This is a genomic window from Litorimonas taeanensis (assembly GCF_003634015.1).
Classification (GTDB): Bacteria; Pseudomonadota; Alphaproteobacteria; order Caulobacterales; family Maricaulaceae; genus Litorimonas; species Litorimonas taeanensis.
The window spans coordinates 637,849-662,708 of the sequence record NZ_RBII01000002.1; the positions used below are offsets into that span (position 1 = coordinate 637,849).

The 24,860-nt window shown below is 44.7% G+C and carries 25 protein-coding genes; 14 read left to right on the forward strand and 11 right to left on the reverse strand.

Annotated elements, in window-relative coordinates:
• The first annotated feature begins 5 nt into the window (after positions 1-5).
• The gene (locus DES40_RS11010; RefSeq protein WP_121102078.1) at positions 6-1,061 is read left to right on the forward strand and encodes a hypothetical protein; all 1,056 of its coding nucleotides are present in this window, start codon (positions 6-8) and stop codon (positions 1,059-1,061) included.
• A gap of 62 nt (positions 1,062-1,123) precedes the next feature.
• Positions 1,124-2,428 (forward strand): ATP-dependent protease ATPase subunit HslU, encoded by a 1,305-nt coding sequence (gene hslU, locus DES40_RS11015; protein WP_121102081.1) that lies wholly within the window; start codon positions 1,124-1,126, stop codon positions 2,426-2,428.
• A gap of 13 nt (positions 2,429-2,441) precedes the next feature.
• On the opposite strand, the gene DES40_RS11020 is transcribed toward hslU, so the two are convergent.
• From DES40_RS11020 to DES40_RS11030, 3 genes are read right to left on the reverse strand one after another with little or no spacing between them, the layout of a single operon-like run.
• Complete coding sequence (locus tag DES40_RS11020; RefSeq protein ID WP_121102084.1) at positions 2,442-2,945, reverse strand: Smr/MutS family protein; 504 nt, start codon at positions 2,943-2,945, stop codon at positions 2,442-2,444.
• Between the two features lie 8 nt (positions 2,946-2,953).
• Positions 2,954-4,219: a murein transglycosylase A gene (mltA, locus tag DES40_RS11025; protein WP_121102087.1), complete on the reverse strand. Its 1,266-nt coding sequence runs from the start codon at positions 4,217-4,219 to the stop codon at positions 2,954-2,956.
• Between the two features lie 3 nt (positions 4,220-4,222).
• On the reverse strand, positions 4,223-4,894 hold the full coding sequence (locus tag DES40_RS11030) for a Tim44/TimA family putative adaptor protein (RefSeq protein ID WP_121102090.1): 672 nt from the start codon (positions 4,892-4,894) through the stop codon (positions 4,223-4,225).
• A 273-nt stretch (positions 4,895-5,167) separates the two neighbouring features.
• Between DES40_RS11030 and secB the strand changes: the two genes are divergently transcribed.
• Positions 5,168-5,599, forward strand: a complete 432-nt coding sequence (gene secB, locus DES40_RS11035; RefSeq protein ID WP_407656793.1) for a protein-export chaperone SecB — start codon at positions 5,168-5,170, stop codon at positions 5,597-5,599.
• Positions 5,600-5,642: 43 nt separating this feature from the next.
• On the opposite strand, the gene DES40_RS11040 is transcribed toward secB, so the two are convergent.
• A complete protein-coding gene (locus tag DES40_RS11040; protein ID WP_233345584.1) occupies positions 5,643-6,773 on the reverse strand; it encodes a PQQ-dependent sugar dehydrogenase in 1,131 nt (376 codons plus the stop codon).
• 90 nt (positions 6,774-6,863) lie between these two features.
• Here DES40_RS11040 and DES40_RS11045 point away from each other — a divergent pair, with 90 nt between their 5' ends.
• Positions 6,864-7,325 (forward strand): hypothetical protein, encoded by a 462-nt coding sequence (locus DES40_RS11045; protein ID WP_121102096.1) that lies wholly within the window; start codon positions 6,864-6,866, stop codon positions 7,323-7,325.
• A gap of 45 nt (positions 7,326-7,370) precedes the next feature.
• Here the strand turns inward: DES40_RS11045 and rho are convergent, their stop codons facing one another.
• From rho to hemE, 5 genes are all read right to left on the reverse strand, one after another.
• Entirely contained in the window at positions 7,371-8,636 is a 1,266-nt protein-coding gene (gene rho / locus DES40_RS11050; protein ID WP_121102951.1) for a transcription termination factor Rho, read from the reverse strand.
• A gap of 348 nt (positions 8,637-8,984) precedes the next feature.
• The gene (cydB, locus tag DES40_RS11060; RefSeq protein ID WP_121102102.1) at positions 8,985-9,998 is read right to left on the reverse strand and encodes a cytochrome d ubiquinol oxidase subunit II; all 1,014 of its coding nucleotides are present in this window, start codon (positions 9,996-9,998) and stop codon (positions 8,985-8,987) included.
• A 3-nt stretch (positions 9,999-10,001) separates the two neighbouring features.
• On the reverse strand, positions 10,002-11,444 hold the full coding sequence (locus tag DES40_RS11065) for a cytochrome ubiquinol oxidase subunit I (protein WP_121102105.1): 1,443 nt from the start codon (positions 11,442-11,444) through the stop codon (positions 10,002-10,004).
• A gap of 114 nt (positions 11,445-11,558) precedes the next feature.
• Positions 11,559-11,996 (reverse strand): protoporphyrinogen oxidase HemJ, encoded by a 438-nt coding sequence (gene hemJ / locus DES40_RS11070; protein WP_121102108.1) that lies wholly within the window; start codon positions 11,994-11,996, stop codon positions 11,559-11,561.
• On the reverse strand, positions 11,989-13,026 hold the full coding sequence (gene hemE, locus DES40_RS11075; protein ID WP_121102111.1) for a uroporphyrinogen decarboxylase: 1,038 nt from the start codon (positions 13,024-13,026) through the stop codon (positions 11,989-11,991). Before hemE ends, hemJ begins: the two co-directional genes overlap by 8 nt.
• A gap of 469 nt (positions 13,027-13,495) precedes the next feature.
• On the opposite strand from hemE, the gene DES40_RS11080 reads away from it, so the two are divergent.
• Genes DES40_RS11080 through dnaQ form a run of 5 tightly spaced genes read left to right on the forward strand, consistent with a single transcriptional unit; the run spans position 13,496 to position 17,153 of the window.
• A complete protein-coding gene (locus DES40_RS11080; protein WP_121102113.1) occupies positions 13,496-14,335 on the forward strand; it encodes a pyruvate, water dikinase regulatory protein in 840 nt (279 codons plus the stop codon).
• Positions 14,322-14,945 carry a Maf family protein gene (locus DES40_RS11085; protein WP_121102116.1) on the forward strand — a complete coding sequence of 208 codons (624 nt, stop codon included), beginning with the start codon at positions 14,322-14,324 and terminating at the stop codon, positions 14,943-14,945. Before DES40_RS11080 ends, DES40_RS11085 begins: the two co-directional genes overlap by 14 nt.
• On the forward strand, positions 14,942-15,805 hold the full coding sequence (gene aroE / locus DES40_RS11090) for a shikimate dehydrogenase (RefSeq protein WP_121102119.1): 864 nt from the start codon (positions 14,942-14,944) through the stop codon (positions 15,803-15,805). The genes DES40_RS11085 and aroE overlap by 4 nt, the downstream gene beginning before the upstream one ends.
• Complete coding sequence (gene coaE / locus DES40_RS11095; RefSeq protein ID WP_121102123.1) at positions 15,802-16,419, forward strand: dephospho-CoA kinase; 618 nt, start codon at positions 15,802-15,804, stop codon at positions 16,417-16,419. Before aroE ends, coaE begins: the two co-directional genes overlap by 4 nt.
• A gap of 14 nt (positions 16,420-16,433) precedes the next feature.
• Positions 16,434-17,153, forward strand: a complete 720-nt coding sequence (gene dnaQ / locus DES40_RS11100; RefSeq protein WP_121102126.1) for a DNA polymerase III subunit epsilon — start codon at positions 16,434-16,436, stop codon at positions 17,151-17,153.
• A 10-nt stretch (positions 17,154-17,163) separates the two neighbouring features.
• Here the strand turns inward: dnaQ and DES40_RS11105 are convergent, their stop codons facing one another.
• Positions 17,164-18,063, reverse strand: a complete 900-nt coding sequence (locus tag DES40_RS11105) for a glycerophosphodiester phosphodiesterase family protein (protein ID WP_170144970.1) — start codon at positions 18,061-18,063, stop codon at positions 17,164-17,166.
• Between the two features lie 55 nt (positions 18,064-18,118).
• On the opposite strand from DES40_RS11105, the gene mnmE reads away from it, so the two are divergent.
• The 5 genes from mnmE (at position 18,119) to DES40_RS11130 (ending at position 23,963) form a co-directional block, all read left to right on the forward strand.
• On the forward strand, positions 18,119-19,504 hold the full coding sequence (gene mnmE, locus DES40_RS11110) for a tRNA uridine-5-carboxymethylaminomethyl(34) synthesis GTPase MnmE (RefSeq protein ID WP_121102131.1): 1,386 nt from the start codon (positions 18,119-18,121) through the stop codon (positions 19,502-19,504).
• A gap of 133 nt (positions 19,505-19,637) precedes the next feature.
• The gene (gene mnmG / locus DES40_RS11115) at positions 19,638-21,509 is read left to right on the forward strand and encodes a tRNA uridine-5-carboxymethylaminomethyl(34) synthesis enzyme MnmG (protein WP_121102134.1); all 1,872 of its coding nucleotides are present in this window, start codon (positions 19,638-19,640) and stop codon (positions 21,507-21,509) included.
• On the forward strand, positions 21,499-22,122 hold the full coding sequence (gene rsmG, locus DES40_RS11120; RefSeq protein WP_121102137.1) for a 16S rRNA (guanine(527)-N(7))-methyltransferase RsmG: 624 nt from the start codon (positions 21,499-21,501) through the stop codon (positions 22,120-22,122). Before mnmG ends, rsmG begins: the two co-directional genes overlap by 11 nt.
• Positions 22,123-22,151: 29 nt before the next feature.
• Entirely contained in the window at positions 22,152-22,937 is a 786-nt protein-coding gene (locus tag DES40_RS11125; RefSeq protein WP_121102140.1) for a ParA family protein, read from the forward strand.
• 33 nt (positions 22,938-22,970) lie between these two features.
• Positions 22,971-23,963 (forward strand): ParB/RepB/Spo0J family partition protein, encoded by a 993-nt coding sequence (locus tag DES40_RS11130; RefSeq protein ID WP_121102143.1) that lies wholly within the window; start codon positions 22,971-22,973, stop codon positions 23,961-23,963.
• Positions 23,964-24,005: 42 nt separating this feature from the next.
• On the opposite strand, the gene DES40_RS11135 is transcribed toward DES40_RS11130, so the two are convergent.
• A complete protein-coding gene (locus DES40_RS11135) occupies positions 24,006-24,860 on the reverse strand; it encodes a mechanosensitive ion channel family protein (RefSeq protein WP_121102145.1) in 855 nt (284 codons plus the stop codon).

Consider the following 24,860-nt stretch of genomic DNA (forward strand, 5'->3'; position numbering starts at 1 on the left):
GCCGTATGACAAAAACCAGCCATATGAATGCCGCACAAATTCAGCAAGCTTTAGAGGCCGGCATTATATCCGCGAGTCAGGCCAAATCCATGCATGACGCCTTGGAACAAACGTCTGATAGGTTAAATTGGGATACAGCTCACATTGGCGATGAGGAAAACCTTCGTTTTCTCCGTCGCTTTTCTGATATCTTCCTGGCGATAGGTCTTAGTATATTGGGGCTCGGTGCCGCTGGACTTGTTAATCTTTTAGGTGGCGGCATTGTTAATTGGTTTGCGGCCGGAGCCTGCCTGATATTTGCGCTCTATTTTGGACGTCGTAAGCGCGCCCACTTACCAACCTTAGTTCTCGCGCTTGCTTTTCTTATATTTGTGCAGGCGGGGGCTAGCGCTTTATTTGGTGGAAGCGGAACAATTGCCGCCCTCCTCACATTAGCGGCGATGGGTTTATTCTATTACTTCATTCGCCTACCATTTTGTATTGCTCTCATTGCCCTCGCTAGTCTTTATCTGGTCTTCGCGCTTATCCGTTATAGCTTGCCGGGCGCTTTGCCTGTGCATACGGGAGTGGTTTTAATGGTTTGCGGCACCATTATTTTCGTCATTGCATTAATATATGACAGCAAAGACTTTCAGCGAAAGACACGGTTTTCTGATAATGCCTTTTGGCTCCACTTTCTTGCGGCCCCTATGATTATTCATGGCTTCGCCATTGGTGCTATACGAAACAAAGTAGACATCGCATTTGGCTTTGTTCCCATAGTGGATATCGACCGCTCTGACGCTATTCTCGTTCTAATCCTTGTCGGAATCATCGCCTTAATCGGTCTGGCTATAAATCGCCGCGGAATGATCGTTTCATCGCTTGGTTATGCGGCTTTCTCTTTGATTTATCTAATGGGTGGTACGGGCTTAGGCTTTAGTGGAGTTCTCGTTGCATCATTGATATTATTAGGCGCAAGTATTGTTTTGCTTGGTGTGGTTTGGCACCGATTAAGAGATATTCTTCTGACCATTTTGCCAAAATGGAAAATTTTTCCACCTGCATTCAAAGAAGATTAAACACGCTGTTGAACGCTATAGAACCCTCTTGAATTTATAGTTAGCCGCCCCATTTTTATGGCATGACAGATAGTTTTACACCCAGAGAAATTGTTTCTGAACTCGATCGCCATATTGTGGCTCAAGCCGATGCCAAACGGGCGGTCGCAATTGCGCTTCGTAATCGCTGGCGCCGAAAAAAAGTCGAAATCGATTTACGGGGCGAAATCACCCCTAAAAACATTCTCATGATTGGCCCCACAGGGGTTGGTAAAACTGAGATATCGCGCCGCCTCGCGAAACTAGCGCAAGCCCCTTTTATAAAAATAGAAGCCACTAAATTTACAGAAGTGGGTTATGTGGGCCGTGACGTCGAGCAAATTATTCGAGATTTGGTCGAAGCGGCAATTACGTTGCTACGTGATCAAAAACGGGAACAAGTGAAAGCTCAAGCTGAAAAAGCCGCAGAAGCCCGTATCATTGATGCGCTAGTCGGTGAAAATGCAGGAGAGGCCACACGTAGTAAATTTAGACAAAAGCTTATTTCTGGAGAGCTAGACGACAAAGAAGTCGAGTTAGAGCTTTCCGATACTGGCTCGCCCTTTCAAGGTTTTGAGATACCAGGACAACCCGGCGCAAGCATGGGCATGATGGACCTTGGGGCACTTTTTGGAAAAGGTGGCCGCACTAAAAAAGTTAAACTCCGTATAGGCGACGCTCATGGCCCTTTGCTCTCAGAAGAAGCGGATAAATTATTAGATGACGACTCCATCAAGCGCGAAGCCGTAGAGCGCGCGGAACAAGACGGTATCGTCTTCTTGGATGAGATAGATAAAATCACAGCGCGTTCAGATGCTCGCGGAGGCGATGTTTCCCGTGAAGGCGTACAACGAGATTTACTGCCCTTAATTGAGGGGACAACTGTCGCAACCAAATATGGGCCCGTCAAAACAGACCATATTCTCTTTATTGCCAGCGGCGCTTTCCACGTTGCGAAACCCTCTGACTTGTTACCCGAGCTTCAAGGCCGTCTTCCAATTCGAGTCGAATTACGAGCATTAAAAGAAGAAGACTTTGTTCGCATCCTGACAGAACCAGAAGCCAGCCTTATTAAACAATACAAAGCGCTCATGGAAACCGAGGATGTAACGCTTGATTTCACAGAAGACGGTATTGCCGAAATCGCGAAAATATCAGCAGAGGTAAATGCAAATGTTGAGAATATTGGAGCGCGGCGATTACATACTGTGATGGAACGCTTGCTTGATGATATCAGCTTCACGGCTACTGATAAAAGCGGTGAAAATCTGAAAATTGATGCAGATTATGTCCGCGAACATGTAGGAAAATTGGCAAGCAACCAAGATTTGAGCAAGTTTATTTTATAACGCTTTTACGTATCTAACGCTTTAGGAACACATACCACGCACCAGAACCACCATGTTTGATATGAGCCTGTGCATAGGTGGCTATAAGTGGTCTCAGGCTTGGATCATTAATCCAGTTAGGGAAGTTTCGGCGCAAAACACCGTCTAATCTTTGGCCCTTGCCAGTGACTACAAGCAAACATTTCTTATTATGCTTGGCCGCCCGCATAACAGCCTTTACCAAAGCGGGCTGCGCTTCGGCTTGAGTCATGTCGTGTAAGTCAATTTTCGCATCAATTTCTACGCGGCCACGGCGCGTTTTCTTGTCATTATTCACTTCAAGGGTTTTAGGTATTGCCTTAGCTGTCGCCGATTCCACAGGCCCTATACGCAACATATTTGCAAAGTCTTCTCGAGTCGGCAGAGGTTTTGCACTGCCCTTGCCTTTAAAATATCGACGCGGCGCAACTGTGCGGGCGACACGTTTCCAATCCGCTTTATCTTGAGGTTTTAAGGCTTTCTCTTTGTCCCAACTCATCGCATCATTTAGCTATTTGGTAACGCCATAAGAGGAGGGGCTATCGATTTTGGAACTAATAATGTCCAGCGCACAGCGTGTTTCATAACGCCCGCTCTAGCGCCAGCTTCATCGCCAGCCCCAAAAAACAAGTCTCCTCTTAGCGCGCCTCGAATTGCGCTCCCTGTATCCTGAGCTGAAACCAAAACTCCAGCTGGCTCACCTCTATAATCACCACCCTCTTGTGGAAGCTTGGTTTCAAGCCAAGCCAGTGTGCCATAAGGGTGATATCGTGGGTCAACGGCCATAGAACCCATTTCTGTCAACGGGACACGCATGGCGCCGCTAGGACCTTCACCCTCTTTAATTGTTTGTTCAGCAAAGAATATATAGCGCGGATTCTCATTCATGAGCGCTTTTGTTTTTTTCGGCCCGTTCTTTTCCATCCAGTTTTCTATAGCCTGTTTCGAGGCCTTATTTAACTTCATGTCCCCGCGGTCCACCAAAACACGACCTATAGATTTATAAGGTTTTCCATTATTTCCTGCATAGGCTGCTCTCAGGCTACGACCATCTTTATAACGAATTCTACCTGACCCCTGAATCTGCATAAAGAACACATCAATCGGCCGTCCATAAGCAATGACTCGTGCACTTTTTGCGTTTATCTCTGATCGCGGCAAATTCATTATGCTGGCGTTTGTTGGTTTAGCCAATATGGGTTCATAATATGTTTTGTCTGGTGTTAAACGCACATGAATTTCTGGTTCATAATATCCGGTCAACAAGCCTTCTTCAGCATTTAATGTTTTCAAAGATAGCGGGGCGAACTCTGTCTCAAAAAATAATCGGGCGCTATATTTGGAATCCGTACCATTTGTCTTATCGAAGGCAGCAAGGCGAGCGCAGGCTGGCAACCAATCACGGTAGGTTCCATATTGGGGTAAATTTGGATTCAAAGCTTTGTCCGGATCAGCCTTTACCCAACTTTGGCAGGACCGTGTAAAGGCCGCCTTGGCTGGTCTGTGATCTGCTTCAGCCCAATGCGCGAGATTATCATACCAAAGAGGGGCCTCTATTAATGGTTCCTCAGGGGGCGCTGTGACTGGAGCGCGTGGCGCTGGAATTTCTGGGGCAAGGGGCGGAAGATTTAAGGGCTCTGCCTGAATGATGGTTCCATTGTCACTTATGGGCGCATTATCAAAGGGTCCTTGATCATAAGGCGGCGTTCCTGTTGAGGCGCAGGCAGTCAGGGCGATAGCGCCCAATAATCCGAACAACTGTAAACGAGGCATTTATTATGCTGACGGTTTTGTATCTGGCGTTGGGTCAGCCTCTAATGTGTCGCCCTCAGACGGTTCTACGTCTGATAAACGCCATGTCGGATCAGATGATTTAAGATTTCGTTCAAATGTCCAGACTTCTGAGATTGAGGACAGAATGTCTGGATCACCTTGTACTACGTGACCTTCATCATCTAATAGGGCAGATGTAAGATCAGCTTCATACAAAACCGCAATGGTTGCTATATTTCCGTCAAGCGAAGCTTCTTTAATAGAGGTTTTTCTTAATCGGCCTAAATCTGTTACCTGTTTATGTCCTGCAGATTCTCTTGCATCAATTGCCTCTTCATACGCCAGATAAGTCTCTTTACTTAGAAGGTTCGATAATGTGTCTTTATCCCCGGCTGCATAAGCTTCTAATACCATTGAATAGACCTGCTTTGCGATATCAACAAAGTGTACCGGAGAAAAATTAGGGTCTTTTTTAGCTATCGCCGCTACGCCAATTGATTCCATCTCTGGCGAAATTGGCGTCACCACTGACAGGCCATTCTTTTCTTTCAGTCCTATATAGTTTTCTGGGTCAATCGCGTCTTCTGGGCCTTTGCCGACAGATCGGCCTAAAACACTATAAAACATGACGCAAACAACAGTTGCAATCGCAGCATAAAGAATGACTTCGTACATAAAGGCGTCTTTTCCGATTTAAATTCACTTAATCTGTTGAAACAAGAGGTCTCAACAACCAGATAGGGTCTGTAGAGCACTGTCGCAATAAGGAATTGCGGCAATAGGGCCATCATGATAGCACGCGCCCGTTAAAAACAATAACCCTACTTATGGGAGCCATATATGGCCAAAAAACCAAAAAAAGAACAAGAGGACGACAGCCTAAGCATTGAAGGCGAAGCTGCTCCTACTCCGGCAACGGAACAGCCCCAGGAGCAAGCTGCTGGACCCATGTTGAGTGTATTAGCACAATATACGAAAGATTTGAGCTTTGAAAATCCAAATGCTCCAGATTCTTTACGCTCTGGGCTCCCAGCCCCTCAAATCGGTATTAATATCGAAATTGGTCGCCAAATGCTTGAAAACGACAATGTCGAAGTGACTTTAATGCTCCGAGCAGAAGCCAGTAGAGGCTCTGATGTCGCTTTCATCGCAGAGCTAGAATATGCTGGGCTGTTTGCCTTTCAAGGCGTCAGTGTAGAGGAAATTCAGCCACTCATTCTAATTGAATGTCCGCGTCTTCTCTTCCCATTTGCCCGTCAAATTATGGCGGAAATGACTCAAAATGGTGGCTTCCCACCTATTATGTTGGAGCCGCCGGATTTTGCTGCCATGTTCCGCGAGGAAATGATGCGCCGCGCCGCAGATGCACCTACGAACTAGGTACGAAAATTCAGACGTCAAAAGACCCGCTTATGGCGGGTTTTTATTTGGCTGATACCCTTAAAAGCTGACCATTCTCATCATCGTCTGTAAGAACCAAAAGACTGCCATCTTTTGCAATGCGAACATCTCTGATGCGTTTGTCTAAATCACTTAAGAGGTCAATCTCGTTTACAGCTTGCCCCCCTTTTAAATTTACCAGACGCAGATCGCGGGAGGCCAGTCCGCCAATTATGGCATCCCCTTGCCATTCAGGAAACATGTCTCCACGATATATTGCCAAACCACTCGGCGCGATTGATGGAACCCAATAATATACTGGCTCTACCATTCCTTCTTTTTCTTCAAAGGGCGTGATACGGGCGCCATTATAATCTGTTCCCTTTGTTACAATGGGCCATCCATAATTTTCTCCGGGACGGATTATATTTAATTCGTCACCGCCGCGCGGGCCGTGTTCATGCGACCAAAGCACGCCTGTTGCCTTATCAAAAACCAGACCTTGAACATTTCTATGTCCTAAAGAATATATCTCAGCCTTATATTCTGGTGATTCAATAAAAGGGTTATTTATTGGCGCGCTCCCGTCTCTATTCAGACGTATGAGTTTCCCGAGGTGAGTGTTTGGTTTTTGAGCGTCTTCTCGTAGGGCAAAGCCTTCACCGAGAGTTAAAATAATCGTATCGTCTGGGAGAAAGGCTATTCTACTACCAAAATGTTGCGGGGCTGATTTAGGCGGGTTTGCTCTGAAAATAACCTCCACATCCTCAATATTCGTCGATGATAGCTTTGCTTTTGCTAAAGCTGTTCCATTGGCTTCTATCTGACCATAAGCATAAGAAAAATATATCTCTGACGTTTCCGTAAAATCTGGCGCCAATACAATATCTAATAGACCGCCTTGTCCTGCGACCAAGATGTCATCGGGAAGACCGCTTAATGCAACTGGCTTTCCTTGTGAAACTCGTATTAGCCGTCCACCGCGTTCTGTTATCAAAAAATCACCATTAGGAAGCTCTGCAACGCTCCAAGGGTTTATCAAGGCAGTAGCCTCTGTCTTAATATCAAATGCTATTGAAGATATTTCTTCTAGGGTTGGGCTTGTTTGTGTTTCTAAACAGGATGATGTCATAAACATTATCACCGCATAGCAAGCTATCTTTAAAGGCTTCATGATATGTCTCCTATTTGACATTCAGTGTTTTAAGCCTAGCCTATCTCAAATCATTTGAAAGGTCAGGGCCAATCGCCCGAAAGCGATTTTATGTTTTCTTTGAATAACTTTTTGCGCCTTGTTCTGGCCTGGGTCTTATCGGGAATATTGGCCGTATTTATTGGCGTTGTTTCGCAAACCCAATTTGTTTTAGCGCGGCTCGGCCAGCTTGGCGAAACCATATCTCTTTCTAATCGTCTTTCCATGACCTTTTATGACTTACATCATCTCGGTAGCTTATATGGCTTCTTCCTCCTAATCGCCTTTGCTATTGCTTTCACCGTTTCAGCCCTCCTTTATCGTATCGTTAAATTCGGACGCCCCGTCATTTATGGAGCCGCAGGGGGAATTGCGGTTTTTGTTCTACTCTTTATGATGAAGGCACAGTTTTTTAATATTCATATTATTTCGGGTGCCCGTGACCTTCCTGGCATTAGCCTACAAGTTATCGCAGGCGTTTTGGCTGGAAGTCTGTTTTCAAAATTGACGCAAAGTAAAATCAAAACTGATTAAAAAAGGGGCCTTTAAGGCCCCCTTTTCGAATGTATTTGATATCACTTAAGTATTCATGCTTTCGAAAAAGTCCGAATTAGTTTTACTGTCTTTGAGTTTTGAAAGTAAAAATTCAATCGCATCCATTGTACCCATCGGATTGAGAATACGGCGAAGAACATATGTCTTTTGAAGTTCAACAGGCCCGACCAAAAGCTCTTCTTTTCGCGTGCCAGACTTTGTTACGTCAATCGCCGGGAAAATTCGCTTGTCAGCAACTTTACGGTCCAGAACAATCTCAGAGTTACCTGTACCTTTAAACTCTTCGAAAATCACTTCGTCCATACGAGACCCCGTATCAATCAAAGCTGTGGCGATAATGGTTAATGATCCACCTTCTTCGATATTTCGGGCTGCGCCAAAGAACCGTTTAGGACGTTGAAGCGCATTCGCATCCACACCACCCGTTAATACCTTACCAGAACTAGGTACTACTGTATTATATGCACGGCCCAAACGCGTTATTGAATCTAATAGAATTACAACGTCTTTGCCGTGTTCCGTTAGACGCTTAGCCTTTTGGATGACCATTTCGGCTACTTGCACGTGGCGTGTGGCGGGCTCATCAAAAGTAGAAGAAACAACTTCACCTTTAACTGAGCGTTGCATATCCGTCACTTCTTCGGGACGTTCGTCAATTAATAGAACGAGCACATAACATTCTGGATGGTTGCGTTCGATTGAATGCGCGATATTTTGTAAAAGAACAGTTTTACCCGTTCTTGGCGGCGCAACAATCAAGGCCCGCTGCCCCTTACCAATTGGCGATACAATATCAATGACGCGGCCAGAATTGTCTTTAAGTGTTGGGTCTTCGATTTCTAACTGAAAACGCTGATCCGGATAGAGCGGCGTTAAGTTATCAAAATGGGCTTTATTTCGAGCTTGTTCAGGTGTGCCGAAGTTCATCTCTTTAACTTTCGTCAAAGCGAAGTAGCGCTCATTATCACGTGGGCTTCTAATCTCACCCGAAACAGTGTCTCCTGTGCGCAAACCCATTTTACGGATTTGATTTGGACTTACATAAATATCATCAGGACCGGCTAGGTAATTCGCTTCTGGCGCGCGTAAGAAACCAAATCCGTCTTGCAACACCTCAAGGACGCCGCTGCCATTAATTTGAATTTCGTCTTCTGCAAGGTCTTTCAACACAGCAAAGAATATTTCTTGCTTTCGCATAGACGCTGCATTTTCAACACCAACTTCTTCGGCAAATTTAATCAATTCTGCTGGTTTCAATAATTTGAGGTCATCAAGGCTGATGGAGGTCATGCCCTCCAATGTGAGTTTTGTTGTATCTGTCATAATTTAAGTCTTAATTTTGGGAGGGTTGGCTCTTCGATCTGTTTAAAAGGCGTATAATATCGTTTTAGTAGAAGAGATGACGCACGAATGGCGTTGATTTACAGTTAAGTCTTTTCAAGTATCTTGTCAAGCCACTGAATTTAGAGACAGAATTTTACCAATTCACCTTTCCTTTAAGCCTAATAATATTAGTTCAGAGAATCATAGAGCGAATAATAAAGGCTAACAGGCTTATGCAGGAAACCCCCGCAATCCAAAGTCCAACAAACCACAATATACGACTTAATGCGTTGGATTTACCGCCTTGGTCTTGCATCAATGATAACCCTCATCATGGGACACTTTCCCTCGAAACACCCAATAGGCATAAATTGTATAACCCAAGATAATGGGTATTAACACGCAGGCTCCCACAAACATAAATATTTGAGAGATAAACGGAGTCGCCGCCTCCACAATTGTGACCTCAGTCGGGATTATATAGGGGTACATCGATATCCCTAATCCGATAAAACAAAGCGCGAATAATAAGATAGACAATATAAACGGCCTATATTCGTGATGATGTATATTCAGTGATTTAAACAAATAAAATGTGATAAAGGCAATTATTACCGGCATAGGTATCGTTACAAACAAGCCTGGCATTTCAAACCAACGTCTATAATATTCAGTCTCAAGGTAAGGCGTAAAAAGGCTAACAATGGCAATAAAACCAATTGTTGCGAGGCCAAATCCCCAAGCGAGTTTACGCGCGCGGGATTCCACATCACCTTCGGTTTTCATAATCAACCACGTAGATCCCAATAACGCATATCCAGCAATCACAGCTAAGCCCGTTAAGAAGGAGAACGGAGATAACCAATCCCACCACCCGCCGCTATAGGCTCGGCCATCAACTTTAATACCCTGCAGCAGCGCTCCGAGCGCTATACCTTGCGAAAAGGCGGCAAGCGTTGACCCGCCAATAAAGGCCATATCCCAATATTTTTTCCAGCGCTTTGTGCGCCACCGAAATTCAAAAGCTACACCTCTGAAAATCAAAGCCAATAACATAGCGATAATAGGCACATATAATGCCGGCATTATTATCCCATAAGCCAATGGGAAGGCCGCAAATAAACCACCGCCGCCAAGAACAAGCCATGTTTCATTACCATCCCATACCGGAGCGACAGTATTCATCAAAAGGTCTCTATCTTTCTCCTTTGGAAAAAACGGATAAAGAACGCCGAGACCAAGATCAAAACCATCTAAAACAACATATATGAATACGGCTAACGCCAGAAGAAACGCCCAAGAATTCGCCAACCAAACACTTACATCCATGGCTTATTCCTTCTCTTTTTGAATTGAGGAAATCATTTCTGAGTGGTGAGATTGCGTTTGTTGTGCGGGGGTTGTCCCTGCTGTCCGAATAGGGCCTTCTTCAGCATTCATACCCATATCATTTATTTTGGGTGGTTTTGACATTAGTCGTAAGATGTAGAAAACGCCTGCGCCAAAAACGAAGAAATACACAATTATAAAAGCCAAAAGAGACGCTCCAACAGCAGGGGCATCTAAGGGACTTGCTGAATGTTCAGTCCTTAATAATTTCCAGATCGTATAAGGCTGACGTCCAACCTCTGTTGTTATCCACCCCGCCAAAACAGCGACTAATCCAGAGGGCCCCATCAAAAGCATAAAACGATGTAAGAACTTATGGTCGTATAAGGCTCCTCTAAATCGAGCCCATAAACCAACTATAGCGGCCCCTAACATTAAAAACCCTATACCTACCATAATTCGGAAAGACCAAAACACAATGGCTACAGGCGGTTGTTCATCATCAGGGATAGTATCCAGACCAGCCATTGGTGCATTAAGATCATGTTTTAAGATTAATGAGGACAGTTTTGGTATGCCGACCGCATATTTTAATGTCTGCTCTTCATCATCAGGTATACCAAACAGATACAGTGGAGCGCCCTCTGGATGGCTTTCGTAATGCCCTTCCATCGCCATAACTTTTTGCGGTTGGTATTCAAGCGTGTTTAATCCGTGCAAATCACCTAAAAATATTTGCAAAGGCGCTGTAATGGCTATCATCCACATCGCCATAGAAAACATCGTCCTAACCCCTTTATTATCAGAACGTCCTTTTAATAAGTGCCATGCCCCAACTCCGCCGACGATAAAGGCTGTCGTTAAATAAGCCGCCGTCAAGGTATGCGCTAATCGATAGGGAAAACTGGGCGTAAAAATAACCTTCATCCAATCCACGGGGATATACTGACCATTTTCAGCAAGGACATATCCGTCTGGTGTGTGCATCCAGCTATTTACTGATAAAATCCAAGTGGCTGATATAGCTGTGCCAAAAGCCACCATTGAACAGGCAAACATATGTAATTTAGGACCTACTCGGTCTCTGCCAAATAACATTATGCCTAAAAACCCAGCTTCAAGGAAAAAGGCGGTTAACACTTCATAGGCCATAAGTGGCCCAATAACTGGTCCTGCAATATCAGAAAAAATAGACCAATTTGTACCAAATTGATAGGACATTGTGATGCCAGAGACGACGCCCATAGCAAATGTAATCGCGAATATTTTTACCCAGAAATTAAAAAGCTGCAGATAAGCCTTATCCTTAGTTTTCAGGTAACTCCCGTTCAAAACAGCCAGATAGCTTGCCAAGCCAATTGTAAAGGCTGGAAAAATAAAATGGAATGCAATCGTAAAGGCAAATTGAATACGTGCTAATAGAATTGCATCGAAATTTTCAAACATAATCATCCCAGACATATTAAACTATAAGCTTTATATCTGAGGGTTACAGTATCCACTTAAATACTATCTGAAATATGGTAATAAGCCGCATCCCCTGCGACAAATTCGTCATGTTTAAAAGGGCTTCACAATAACCAAAATTACAATAATTAAGGTTGCAAGAGCTGGTATTTCGTTGATGCGCCGAAAGAATTTCTCAGATTTTGGTCTTCCCCCCTCTAAAAACGCTTTTCGGGTTTTAGCAAGAAATCCGTGATACCCCATTAAACCAAAAACAAAGAGCAACTTCACAGGCAGCCATAAAGATTGCGTATAAAGAGAGGCTTGGGTCGCAATAAGAGTTAAGCCTAATAGAAAGGCCGCTATCATAGCGGGATTCATAATTATTCGAAGAAGCTTTGCTTCAGCCTCTTCCATTTTAGCTTCAAGTTCTCCGCCTTTTTCAGCAACGGAATGATAAACAAATAAGCGCGGTAAATAGAGAAGCCCCGCCATCCAAAATATGACAGCGCTTAAATGAAAAGCCTTCAACCACAAATATAAATCAAACATAATGTGCCTCTTTGCCACGAATATGATTGACCACAGCTTGAACATTCTCGATTTTCACATCGGGTGTAACGCCATGACCTAAATTGAAAATATGAGGTCCATTTTTTCCGTCTTCCAAAACTTGGTCTACTGCTTTGCGTAATACGTTTCCGCCTATACGTAATGCCAATGGATCTAAATTCCCTTGAATAGGCATATTCTCCGGTATTGCACAGCGGAAATCATCAATCGGCATTTGGGTACCTGCCGCAATGGCTGTAATTCCAGTTTCATGCGCATAGCGTATAGAATTTAATCCAGCGCCTCTCGGAAAGCCTATGATGGGTACAGTCACACCTGCCTTCCTTACACGTTTAATAATGTCTTGAGTGGGGTAAAGTACAAGACGATCAAATTGCTGCGGAGATAAGCCTTCGGCCCAACTTTCAAATATCTTTAAGACATCTGCCCCCGCTTTGGCTTGACCTATCAAATACTCTGCACTTGATTCCACCAGAGCTTCAAGCAGGTCTGACATGGCCTCTGGGTTTTCATAGGCAAATCGCTTTGCCTCTTCTTTTGATGGGGTACCTTTACCTTCAATCATATAAGTCGCCACAGTCCAAGGACCCCCGCAAAAACCAATCAAGGCTTTATCTTTGGCGAGTTTTGCGCGAACTTTAGATACAGTTTTATAGACTGATGCAATACGGTCTGCCGCGCCGTGTGTCTTTAAACGCGATATATCCATGGGCGTGATAGGATCAAGCACAGGTCCTGTGCCTTTTACGAAACGGACATCTCTGCCTAGACCGATAGGAATAAGTAATATGTCTGCAAACAGAATGGCTGCATCCATATCATATCTATCTACTGGTTGCAGTGTTACCTCTGCCGCTTTGTCTGGTGAAAAGCAAAAGTCTATAAAATCAGCCGCTGTTGCACGTATTTTTAAATATTCAGGTAAATGACGACCAGCTTGCCTCATGAACCATATTGGCGGCGTAGTACTCTTTTTACCTTGAAGGGTTTCTAAGATTTTAGACGTCATGGGTTATTTCTCGTTCTTCCCCGAACTTATCCGAAGCTTTCAAATCCTCTCTTATATTTTTTAAAAAAGAAGTGATAGTCGTAGAAGCCTGTATATGTGGACAGCCTTAACCTTTGAGTAACCTTTCTTAATAGTCACAGGAGAAGTCGGTATAACTCACAGAGGATAATTTTGTATGTGTATAACTATAATTATGGGGATATGTTGAGAAAGTTGCAATATAGTTGAATAAGTTTTGAGGATAAAAATCTTAGAAAATTAGAATAATAAGTTATCCCCAGGATTCAAAGTATTAAGATTATTAGTTTTTAACGCGGGGTAAATCTAGGGATTTGCTATAAATAGCTCTCTTAACTCACAGACTTTGTTATTTTAGGTCGTGAGATGTGGATAGGCACAGTTTTTCACTGTGTCTTAATCATAACGTAGTTCTCATTGTAGTTTTGCAGCCTTCTGGCTAAGAGAGCCTATGACAACGTCTTCACGTAATATTGCCATTTATTTTCATGTGCATTTGGTATCAGATTCAACGGGGGAAACCTTAGTAGGTTTGATGAAGGCCTCAACAGCGCAATTTCGAAATGCAACTGCGTTGGAACATATCCATGCTTTGGTTCGTAGTGAGGCACAGTTAGAGCAAACTCTGCAGTCCATCGAGAATAAGCCAGGCGTTGTCCTGTACACTTTGGTGAACCCTGACCGCCGAAGACGCCTCGAAGAGTTTTGCCGCCTTCACAAAATTCCCGCTGTATCCATTTTGGATCCTACTTTGGCTATGTTGGGCCGTTATTTGGGCGCGTCTATAATATCAGAGGTGGGCGCTCAAAGAAATTTGGATGCAGAATATTATAACCGCATAGAGGCGCTTGATTATGCAATGGCGCATGATGATGGACAGTCAGTTCAAGGTTTAGAAGAGGCTGACATTATATTATTAGGGGTTAGCCGTACCTCGAAAACGCCGACTTGTATTTATTTGGCAAATCGAGGCTATAAAGCAGGGAATATACCGCTTGTACCCGGGGCACCTCTACCAGTTATTTTAGAGCAGTTTCCAAAACCATTTATTGTCGGCTTGGTTGCTGCCCCAGATAGAATTGTACAAATACGTGAACAGAGACTTATGGGGTTAAAGCAAACAGGACAAACGGATTATATTGATCAAGACCGCGTAAGAGATGAAATGCGGCAGGCGAAACGTATGTTTTTAAAGAAGGGGTATAAAGTCGTTGACGTGACTCGTAAGTCTATCGAAGAAACCGCGGCTCAAATCATAAATCTCTATAAGGCCCATAATGAGCATAACTAATCATGTGATATCGACGAACGCACGGATCATATTGGCGAGCGGCTCTTCTATTCGTGCCGATATTCTTAGGGGTGCAGGTTTGAATTATGAAGTCATATCAAAACCTGTGGATGAGGCGGCAATAAAGGCTGCAATGTTATCGGAAGGGTCTCGTTTAAGGGATATTGCAGATGCCCTAGCAGAAGCAAAGGCTCTTCGCGTCAGTCGACAAGAGAGTGGGTTTGTCATCGGCGCGGACCAGATAATGGTTATGGATGGGCAATTATTTGATAAACCACCAACGATAGATGCCGCTCGGCAGAGATTAAAAGAAATGCGCGGTAAAACGCATAAGTTAATGGGCGCCGTTGTGGTTTGTGAAAATGGTGTGGCTATTTGGCGTCATTTGGCAGTGACAAAATTAACAGTGCGTGATTTTTCGGACGAGTTTCTAGAGACTTATATTAATCTTGAAGGTGAAGCTCTCACAAAGTCTGTAGGGGCTTACCGTTTTGAAGGCCCAGGCGCGCAATTATTCTCTCATGTTGAAGGAGATTTCTTCTCAATTTTAGGGTTACCATTATTGCCTTTGCTTGAGTATTTTCGAACCCGGGGAGTTATCCCGTCATGAGTAATGATGTGACTTTACTGCCAAAACTCGCGGGGGTTTGTGGATGGCCAATTCATCATTCTCTGTCACCCGTGATTCATAATTACTGGCTTAAAGAATCTGGCTTATCAGGTGCTTATATTCCTTTTGTGGTGAGACCAGATGAAGCCAAACGTGCGTTTCAAAGTTTGAAACAAACCTCTATCTCTGGCGTTAATGTGACCTTACCTCTCAAAAGAGAGGCATTTTTGGCAGCAGATGAATGTACGCCGGAAGCGAAGAAGCTTGGCGTAGCCAATTGTCTTTATAAACGGGATGGTAAGTTAATTGGGCACAACACAGATTTAGAGGGGTTTACTCGCCCCTTGCTCAAACATTTTGATGCAAAGAGATTAGCCCATAGTTCTGTATTATTGGTTGGAGCCGGAGGCGCGGCTAAGGCCGTTATAGGTGCGTTATTATCATTAAATGTACCTGAGATTCGTGTTGTGAACCGAACCGATGAGAAAGCCGAAAAACTTGTTGAGTCTTTAAATTTACCGAGTGTCGTTTTTACGCCTTGGTCAGACAAACAAAACTATGTCGTTCCCTCTGATATTCTTGTTAATGCGACATCTGCAGGCATGGCTGGATACCCTGCCTTAGACATTTCACTTACTGGTATGAACAAAGACTCGCTTGTTTACGATTTAATCTACACGCCCCGTGTCACTCCGCTTTTAAAAGATGCCCAAAAACAAGGTTGTAAAACACTTGGAGGGCTGGAAATGTTGATTGCTCAAGCGCGCCCAAGTTTTCGGTTGTTCTTTGGTGAAACGGCGTCTCCAGACTCTGACCCAAGCGAGGTTTTATACTCTGCACTAAAGTCAGGAATTAGATGAGCAATAAATCAACTTTGATTCTTGGCCTTACTGGTTCTATTGGTATGGGAAAAACGACAACGGCCCAGATGTTTGCCGATGAAGGTTGTCCCGTTTTTGACGCTGATAAAGCGGTTCATTCCCTGTATGCCAAAGGTGGAAAAGCTGTAGATCTTATACGGGCTGTTTTTCCTGACGCCGTTAAAGATGGTTCTATTGATAGGTCTGTTTTAGGGCAATATATGCGGGACGATCCGCTAAATTTAAAAGTCTTAGAGAGCTTTATACACCCCTGGGTTGGCGCGTTGAGGCAAGAGTTTCTTGAGGCAGCTATTAAGAATAATGCAGAAATTGTTGTCTTTGATGTTCCCCTTCTTTTTGAAACAGGTGGTGATCAGTATGTTGATTATACGCTCGTTGTTTCAGCGCCTGAGTCTATACAAAGGCAACGTGTTATGGCGCGTCCGGGTATGAATGAAGACCTGTTTAAACAACTTCTTTCTCGGCAAATGCCTGATGTAGAGAAAAGGAAAAGAGCGGATTTCATCCTATCCACAGCACAGGACCTTTCCGAAACTAGGAAACAAGTGCAAGCTCTTTTGAAAAAGCTGAGGACTCAGCTAGTTAAAGCATGATTTAGGATAGCTTCATGTCAGGCAAACGCGAAATTGTTTTTGATACGGAAACAACAGGATTTGACGCTAAGGGTGCAGACCGCATTACCGAAATTGGCTGTATTGAGATTATTGATCTTTTGCCGACTGGTGAGCAATTTCACACATATTTAGATCCTGAAAGAGATGTCCCAGATAAGGTTGTAGAAATTACAGGTCTGACCACCGAGTTTTTGCGTGGGAAGGCTAAGTTTAAAGAGCAAGCTCAAGCTTTTCTTGATTTTGTTGGGCAGGACACTTTGGTTGCTCATAATGCGAGGTTTGATGAAGGCTTCATCAATGCCGAGCTTGTAAGGGCGGGTTATGACCCCATTCCAAGTTCTCAGTTTAAAGATACTTTGGCGATGGCTAATGCGCAGTTTCCTGGTTCGCCAGCATCATTAGACGCGTTATGTCGCCGTTTTGATATTTCTTTGTCGTCACGGGATAAACATGGCGCCATTGTTGACTCAGAACTTTTGGCGGCGGTGTATCTTGAGTTGAATGGCGGCCGAGCACGTCTTTTAGGGTTAGACGGTGAAAAGGCAAAACCGCATAACCCTTATCGTAATGCCAGTGCTTCAATGGCGCGGCAACGACCTACAGCTTTACCGTCAAGCCTTACCGAAGCCGAAAGGCTGGCGCATAAAGAATTTATCGCAAGTCTTGGCGAGGATATGATTTGGCAGAAATACTGGTCCCGGCAGGGCCAATAGGGACTAATATTTACTTCTCTGCTAGACAGGTCGCATAAGCCTGTTGATCATATTCCCCTATAATTGCGGGATAATCCGTTGGCCAATCGGATACAAGAAAAACGCTTTGCGCCGCTTTTTCAGAAATATTATCTTCTTTACTAACGAGGCCAATATAACCCGCCATATCCGTTTTTCCCATTTGTGATGTTATATTTCGTCCCATCCATAGAAGCGTTGTTTTTGGGTTGAGACCCTGTCCTTTGTCTTCTCCAGGAGCTGAAATTAACATCTCAGGAGCTAAGGCTTGCAACTCTTTTGCACGCTCTTGGGTATAAGCAATGAGCACAACTTGTCCTGCCATATCACGTTCTCGTATTAGGCGAAGAACGTCATCAGTTTTTGCGCTAGATTTAAAATCCACTTCTAAGAAAATTTTGTCCTTAGCAAGATCGAGAACGGTTGAGAGAAGGGGCGGCCTTTCAGACGAAAGTGTTCCCGCATAACTTTTTAGAAGATAGGTTTCTGCCGTGTCCCATGTCGTGCTGGCTAATGGGCCTTTCCCTGTACTTTTTCTGTCCCATACACCGTCATGATAGAGGATTTGCTCGCCGCTTTTGAGGCCTGCTACATCAATTTCGGCGATTAATGTTCCGGCTTCAATAAGTAGGTTGAGGCCTTGCAAGCTGTTTTCTGGAATATCCCAAGCGCGCGATGTGCCGCGATGGGCTGCAATGAGAGTATTATTGTTTGGAAGACAAGATAAAACATCTATCAAATCATATTTAAGAAGGTTAAGCGGCGCTTCCGATACAGGAGTTACTGTGTTTGTTTGAGCCTCATTTTTTTGTTCAGCAGCTTGGTTTTGGCAGGCTATAAGTGCCAATGCTGTGAATGAACCAAGAGCGAGATGGGTAAGCGTACGTAACATTTCTAGCAATCCTTTATCTTTGCGCGGTCTGCAGTTTGGCTTTATAGCCGCATACATGAAGACTCCAGTTCAATTTGATAAATCCACACCCATTAAAGGTGCGGCAGAGACTATTTTCTCTTTGAGTTCTGCCCCGGGGCGTTCTGGCGTATCTGTCTTTCGTGTAAGTGGTCCTGCATGTGAGGCCGTAATACGTGCTTTGACGCTGCAAAAATGCCCAAAACCACGATATGCGGCGCTTCGAACCTTGTGGGATGGAAGCAACCCTATTGACGAGGCTTTGACCCTTTGGTTCCCTGCGCCGGCCAGCTTTACGGGTGAAAATTGTGTGGAATTTCAAACACATGGCAGCGCGGCTGTTGTCCAAGGCTTAAGCCGCGCTCTTTTAGCTTTGGGTCTGAAACAGGCAGATCCGGGTGAATTTACGCGCCGCGCTGTTCAAAATGGTAAAATGGACCTGACAGAAGCGGAAGGCCTTGCGGATTTGATTGATGCTCAATCTGAAGGTCAGCGTGTTCAGGCTTTACGTCAAATGGGCGGCGGCCTTCGAGAGTTATATGAAGGCTGGCGCGAGAATATTCTAGACGCTTTGGCGCAGATAGAAGGGGAGATAGATTTCCCTGATGAAGGGGACATTCCAGACGGCCTATCCCACAGGGCATATGAACCTTTAACAAAACTTATCCTTGATATGCAAAAAGCCCGGCAAGATATGGGACGCGGGGCGGCGGTTCGATCTGGTCTTGATATAGCTATTATTGGGGCGCCAAATGCGGGAAAATCGACATTGATAAATGCGCTCACGCGTCGGGACATTGCTATAACATCGCCTGAAGCCGGTACAACACGTGATATAGTTGAAGCACAAATGATAATGGCGGGCCTCCCGATTACATTGTCTGACACGGCTGGTTTACGCGATACAGATAATGTGATTGAGGCTGAGGGGGTTCGCCGGGCAAAAAAACGCTCAAGTGAGGCAGAAATTACAATTTATGTTGTACGGTTAGGTTTTACCGAATTTGACCCATCTATTATGGCGTCACTATCTGATAATGACATTATATATATAAACACCTCTGGCTTAGATGATGATTTACAGTCCGCATTAGACATAAGCTTGCAATATCCTGCTCAAACCATTCATAGTAACTTGGTTGATGATGACGGAGAAGTTGTTATATATCAAAGGCTTGAGAGAATAATCTCTGATAATTTCTCAATAGGGCAGGAGGCTGGATTAACCCGCGAACGCCATGGAGATTGCGTGCTGCGAGCTGAAGGCGCGCTTGAGCGTGCTCGTAGTCAATTGGGCATTTCTCCGGAACTCGCAGGAGATGATTTGCGATCTGCCCTTAGGGCTATATCAGAACTCGCAGGTGAGTCTGATATCGAAGCCGTATTTGATAGAATATTTTCTCGATTTTGCGTAGGCAAGTAAGCGCTACTTTCTGTAATAACGGGGGCTGCTGTCTAGCCCTCGACAGATTACTCAAGAGCCTTTATGGGACGGGCATATATACCGCGTCATGTTTCACGTGAAACACCGACAGGCTAAAAGTTAGAGTGAGAATATGACCCAATCTTGGGATGTCATTATAATTGGCGGGGGCCATGCCGGCTGCGAAGCAGCGGCGGCTTCTGCGCGTTTAGGGGTAAAAACTTTATTATTGACGCATAAGCTAGAAACGCTCGGTGAAATGTCTTGCAACCCCGCTATTGGCGGATTGGGCAAAGGGCATCTAGTCAGAGAAGTAGATGCTTTGGGCGGCTTAATGGGCGTGGCCGCTGATGCGTCAGGGATTCAGTTTCGGTTATTAAATCGCTCTAAAGGGCCTGCTGTTCAGGGGCCTCGTACGCAGTCAGATCGATTTTTATACCGCAATGCTATGCAGTCTGAGCTTGGGACAATTGAAAATTTAGACTTAATGGCTGGCGCGGCCGAAGATCTAATATTGGAAAATGGCGTCGTTAGAGGTGTTGTAACTGAGACAGGATTAGAGCTGTCGGCGCGCCGCGTAGTGTTGACAACAGGGACTTTTCTAAAAGGAATGATTCATATTGGCGATACGCGTATCCCAGCGGGTCGTGTAGATGAGAAACCTTCGATTGGTTTGAGTGACCGGCTTTATGATACAGGTTTGATGATGGGGCGCCTTAAAACAGGCACGCCCGCCCGCCTTCGTAAAAGTTCAATCGATTGGGATTCGCTTGATATGCAAGCGGCAGATGAAGACCCTGTCCCATTTTCATTTTTGAATAATAAAATTACGGTACCGCAAATTTCATGCGGTATCACGCATACGAATGTCGAGACCCATAAAGTCATTCAGGACAACATCTCGCTTTCTGCGATTAATAACGGGTCCATTTCAGGCCGCGGGCCGAGATATTGCCCCTCAATTGAAGATAAGGTGGTTCGTTTTGCTGACCGAGAGCGCCATCAAGTATTTTTGGAACCAGAAGGTTTGCCGGGTAACCCTGACGGGGATATTGTCTATCCGAATGGGATTTCTTCTTCACTGCCTGAATCGGTGCAAGACGCTTTTCTTAGAACGATGCGCGGACTCGAAAATGTTGTTGTTGAGCGCTATGGCTATGCAATTGAGTATGACTATGTGGACCCTAGAGAACTTCGTAGCACTTTAGAGGTAAAAAAACTGACAGGCCTATATTTGGCTGGGCAAATTAATGGCACAACAGGTTATGAAGAAGCGGCCGCCCAAGGGTTGATTGCTGGCGCTAATGCGGCGCTCGCCGTGCAATCTCGCGAGCCTCTGATTTTGGACAGAAGCCAAGCCTATATTGGCGTGATGATTGACGATCTTATCTCGAAAGGTGTGACGGAACCTTATCGTATGTTCACATCGCGTGCTGAATATCGCTTAGCGTTGCGGGCTGACAACGCTGATGCGCGTCTGACACCTTTGGGTGAAAGCTTAGGTCTCGTCTCTGATACACGTTCAGAAATGTTTCATGTGAAACATACCGCTTTTGAAAAGGCCAAGATATTGGCAGAGAGCCTGGTGGCAACGCCAAACGTTCTTAAATCCAAAGGTCTTTCAATAAACCAAGACGGCGTGGCGCGAACAGCGATGGATTTGTTGGCGTATCCAAATATTGATGTAGCTACACTTGGAGCTGTGTGGCCTGAACTAATGGAGTTGTCCGAGGCGCAATCAGAATATCTAAAAACGCACGCAATTTATGCAGGGTATTTGGAGCGCCAAGCAAAGGATATCGAGGCTTTTCGCCGTGATGCGGGCCTTAGAATCCCAAGAGACATAGATTATAGTGCCATTGGTGGTCTCTCTAATGAGGTGAGACAAAAATTATCTGATGGGAAACCTGAAACTCTGGGTCAGGCCTCTAAATTAGAGGGCGTTACACCAGGCGCATTAATGGCCGTTCTAGCCTATTTAAAGAAACAATACCGTGCAGCCTGAAGATATTTTCCTCCAAGAAAGTGATGTTTCCCGTGAAACATTAGAGCTTTATAAAGCGTGGCATACGCTATTATTAAAGTGGAATAAGCGTATAAACCTCGTGGCGAAGTCAACCTTGCCAGAGTTTTGGACGCGGCACGCATTGGATAGCTGGCAAATTACGCCCCATTTTCAGAAAACAGATAAGCTAATATTGGATTTTGGTTCGGGTGCGGGCTTTCCAGCTATTGCATCAGCCATTGCATTGAGAAATCTTGTGGGCGCAGAAATCACTTTAACGGAATCAGCGGGAAAGAAAGCAAGCTATCTGCGAACAGTAATACGTGATTTAGACTTACCAGCAAAAGTGCATGGTGGCCGCATCGAAGACATGGACGTCTTCACGGCTAATGTCATTACGGCCAGAGCCTTCGCACCTTTGCCCCGACTCTTAGAATATGCAGAACCTTTCATAGGTAAGGATACGCGTTTTATTTTATTGAAAGGCGGAGCTGTGGACGAAGAGATAGAACTTGCGCATGCCACATGGACTTTTGATTTTGAAACGGTACAAAGTTTAACCGACGATGCGGGCTGCGTTTTGCTTATCAAGGACGTTAAGCGCCTGAAATAGCGGTTATTTTAGAGTTAGAGGCCGATATTATGCGGGTTATCGCTATCGTAAATCAAAAAGGCGGTGTTGGAAAAACAACGACCTCGATAAATCTTGCCGCAGCCTTGGCGTTAGAGGGACAGTCTGTTCTGTTGGTTGATATTGATCCTCAAGGCAATGCGTCTACGGGGCTAGGTGTTTCTCGTCAAAACCGAGAAAAATCAATTTATCACGTCTTAACAGAAGACCTGAGTCTGGCAGAGGCAATACAGCCTACATCTGTGGAAAAATTACATATTGTGCCTTCACACGTAGATTTATCTGCAGCTGAAATGGAGATCGGAAGCCAAGATGGGCGGACGACATTGATGCGTAAAAAAGTGGCTGAGCTTGTACGGGATGGGCGGCGAAGATATGATTACGTATTAATCGATTGTCCGCCCTCTTTGAACTTATTGACGGTGAACGCCCTCACAGCGGCGCGCTCGGTAATTGTGCCATTACAGTGTGAGTTTTTTGCTTTAGAGGGGTTAAGTCAGCTTTTACAAACTGTAGAGATGGCCAAAGCAAATTTGAACCCCTCTTTGGTTATCGATGGCGTCATGCTGACGATGTACGACCAACGAAATCGCTTGTCGTCGCAAGTGGCAGAAGATGTAAGAAAACACTTAGGGCGGGCAGTTTTTAAAACGCTTATACCAAGAAATGTCCGCATAGCGGAGGCGCCGTCTTTTGGTCAGCCCGTACTTACATATGACCCAACATGTGCGGGCTCTGTGGCCTATCAAGACCTAGCGATTGAATTATTACAGCGTCATAAAAAAACAAAGGAATAGAGAATGTTCCTTTTTATATCAGTGAGTTAAGTCATGTCTCAAGAAACAGATAAGAGCAAATCACCTGTAAAAAAGAAACCTCAGAACAGAGGTTTAGGGCGCGGTTTGTCTGCCCTAATGAGCGATATATCAGCAATTCCCCAAGATGAATCCGCAAAGGACGGCTCCACTGAAGTAATACATAAAGGGCGTCCTGAAAATGTTGAGACTTTAAATGTAAAAACAGAGCCTGATGTAACGGATCGGCGTGTTCAGTTCGTTTCAATTGATAAATTAGAACGAAACCCTGATCAGCCACGACGTTTCTTTGACAAAGAAAAATTAGCCGAACTCACAGGCTCAATAAAAATCAAAGGGGTTTTGCAGCCCATTCTTGTGCGCCCTGTTTCGCAGGGGAAAAAAGATAGATTTCAAATTGTGGCGGGTGAAAGACGTTGGCAGGCGTCAATGGCAGCCGGTCTTACGGCCATGCCGGTGCTTATTCGTGATCTTAACGATGAGGAAGTCCTCCAAATTGGCGTGATTGAAAATGTCCAGCGCGCCGATTTAAATCCGATCGAAGAAGCAAAAGCATATAATGCGTTGATTTCCCAGTTTTATCGTAAACAAGAAGAGGTGGCTGAAGCTGTAGGGAAGTCACGATCATATATTACAAATATGCTGAGATTACTAAAACTGCCTGAAATTGCTCAAGACATGCTAGCGGAGGGTAAGCTCTCAACGGGCCATGCCCGCGCTATTATCTCTGCTCCTGACCCTATTGCTCTTGCTCGCGAGATTTCAGAAAAATCTCTGTCTGTAAGAGAGGCTGAAGATTGGGTGCGCCGCATAAAGAAAGCAGGAGGGGAAACCCCAAAAGCAAGACGTTATAAAGATGCGGACACGCAAGCAGTTGAAACCCGTTTGATGGATGCGTTGGGCCTAGAGGTTGACCTCAATCACAAGGGCCCTGGCGGTAATATAAAAATAAGTTACAAAACAGGTGAGCAATTGGAAGAGATTATCCAAAAGCTCTCAAAGACATAATTGTTATTTTTCAATAACTTATACTGATTTTAGAGTTTAACCTTAGTCTGATTTCATTGTCACGACGCGTTGCGGGAAGGGTATCTCGATATTTGCCTTATCAAGCGCAGATTTGATATCCATACGCAGGTCAGACGTACGGCGAAACCAATCATCAGCGGGTAACCAGCAACGGCATGACAAGTTAATGGCGCTGTCGCCAAAAGCCATCACATAGACTTCAGGGGCTGATGGAGCTTGGCTAACACCGTCCGTAGTAAAAGGAATAAGCTCTGGTGTGTTTTGAAGGGTCTCTAATAGGAGAGTTTGGGCCTGCTTTAAATCCGTTTCATAAGCCACGCCAATTTCGATAACGGCTTTTCTGATTTTATGACGCCCGAAATTTTGAATGCGATTCGTCCAAACTTGGCTATTGGGTACAAAGATGAAAAGACCTTCGGGATTTTTAAGTGTTGTCGCAAATAACCCAATTTCAACGACGGAACCCGCTGTGCTACCCGTATCAACAAACTCACCGACAGCTAGCGGACGAAGAACGAGCATCATAACGCCTGATGCAATGTTTGATAATGTGTCTTTCAGAGCAAGACCGATGGCAAGACCCGCAGCACCAAACACCGCCAAAAGGGATGTAGGCGGAACGCCAAGCTTGATTAAGAACGCATAAAGCGTCATTGCCATGACAATATAGAAAACAACAGAGGCAAGAACAGGACGAAGAGTAGGGTCAACTTCATGTTTACCTAAACGAATTCGGTTAACGCGGCCCCTTATCCACTTAGCCACAATCCATCCAATGACTAATATAGAAAAGGCCGCTGCAATGGTCATTGAAGCTTGAAGCAATACTGGAAATTGTTCGCTAGCTTGATTCCAAAGTTCGGAAAACTGTTCCAT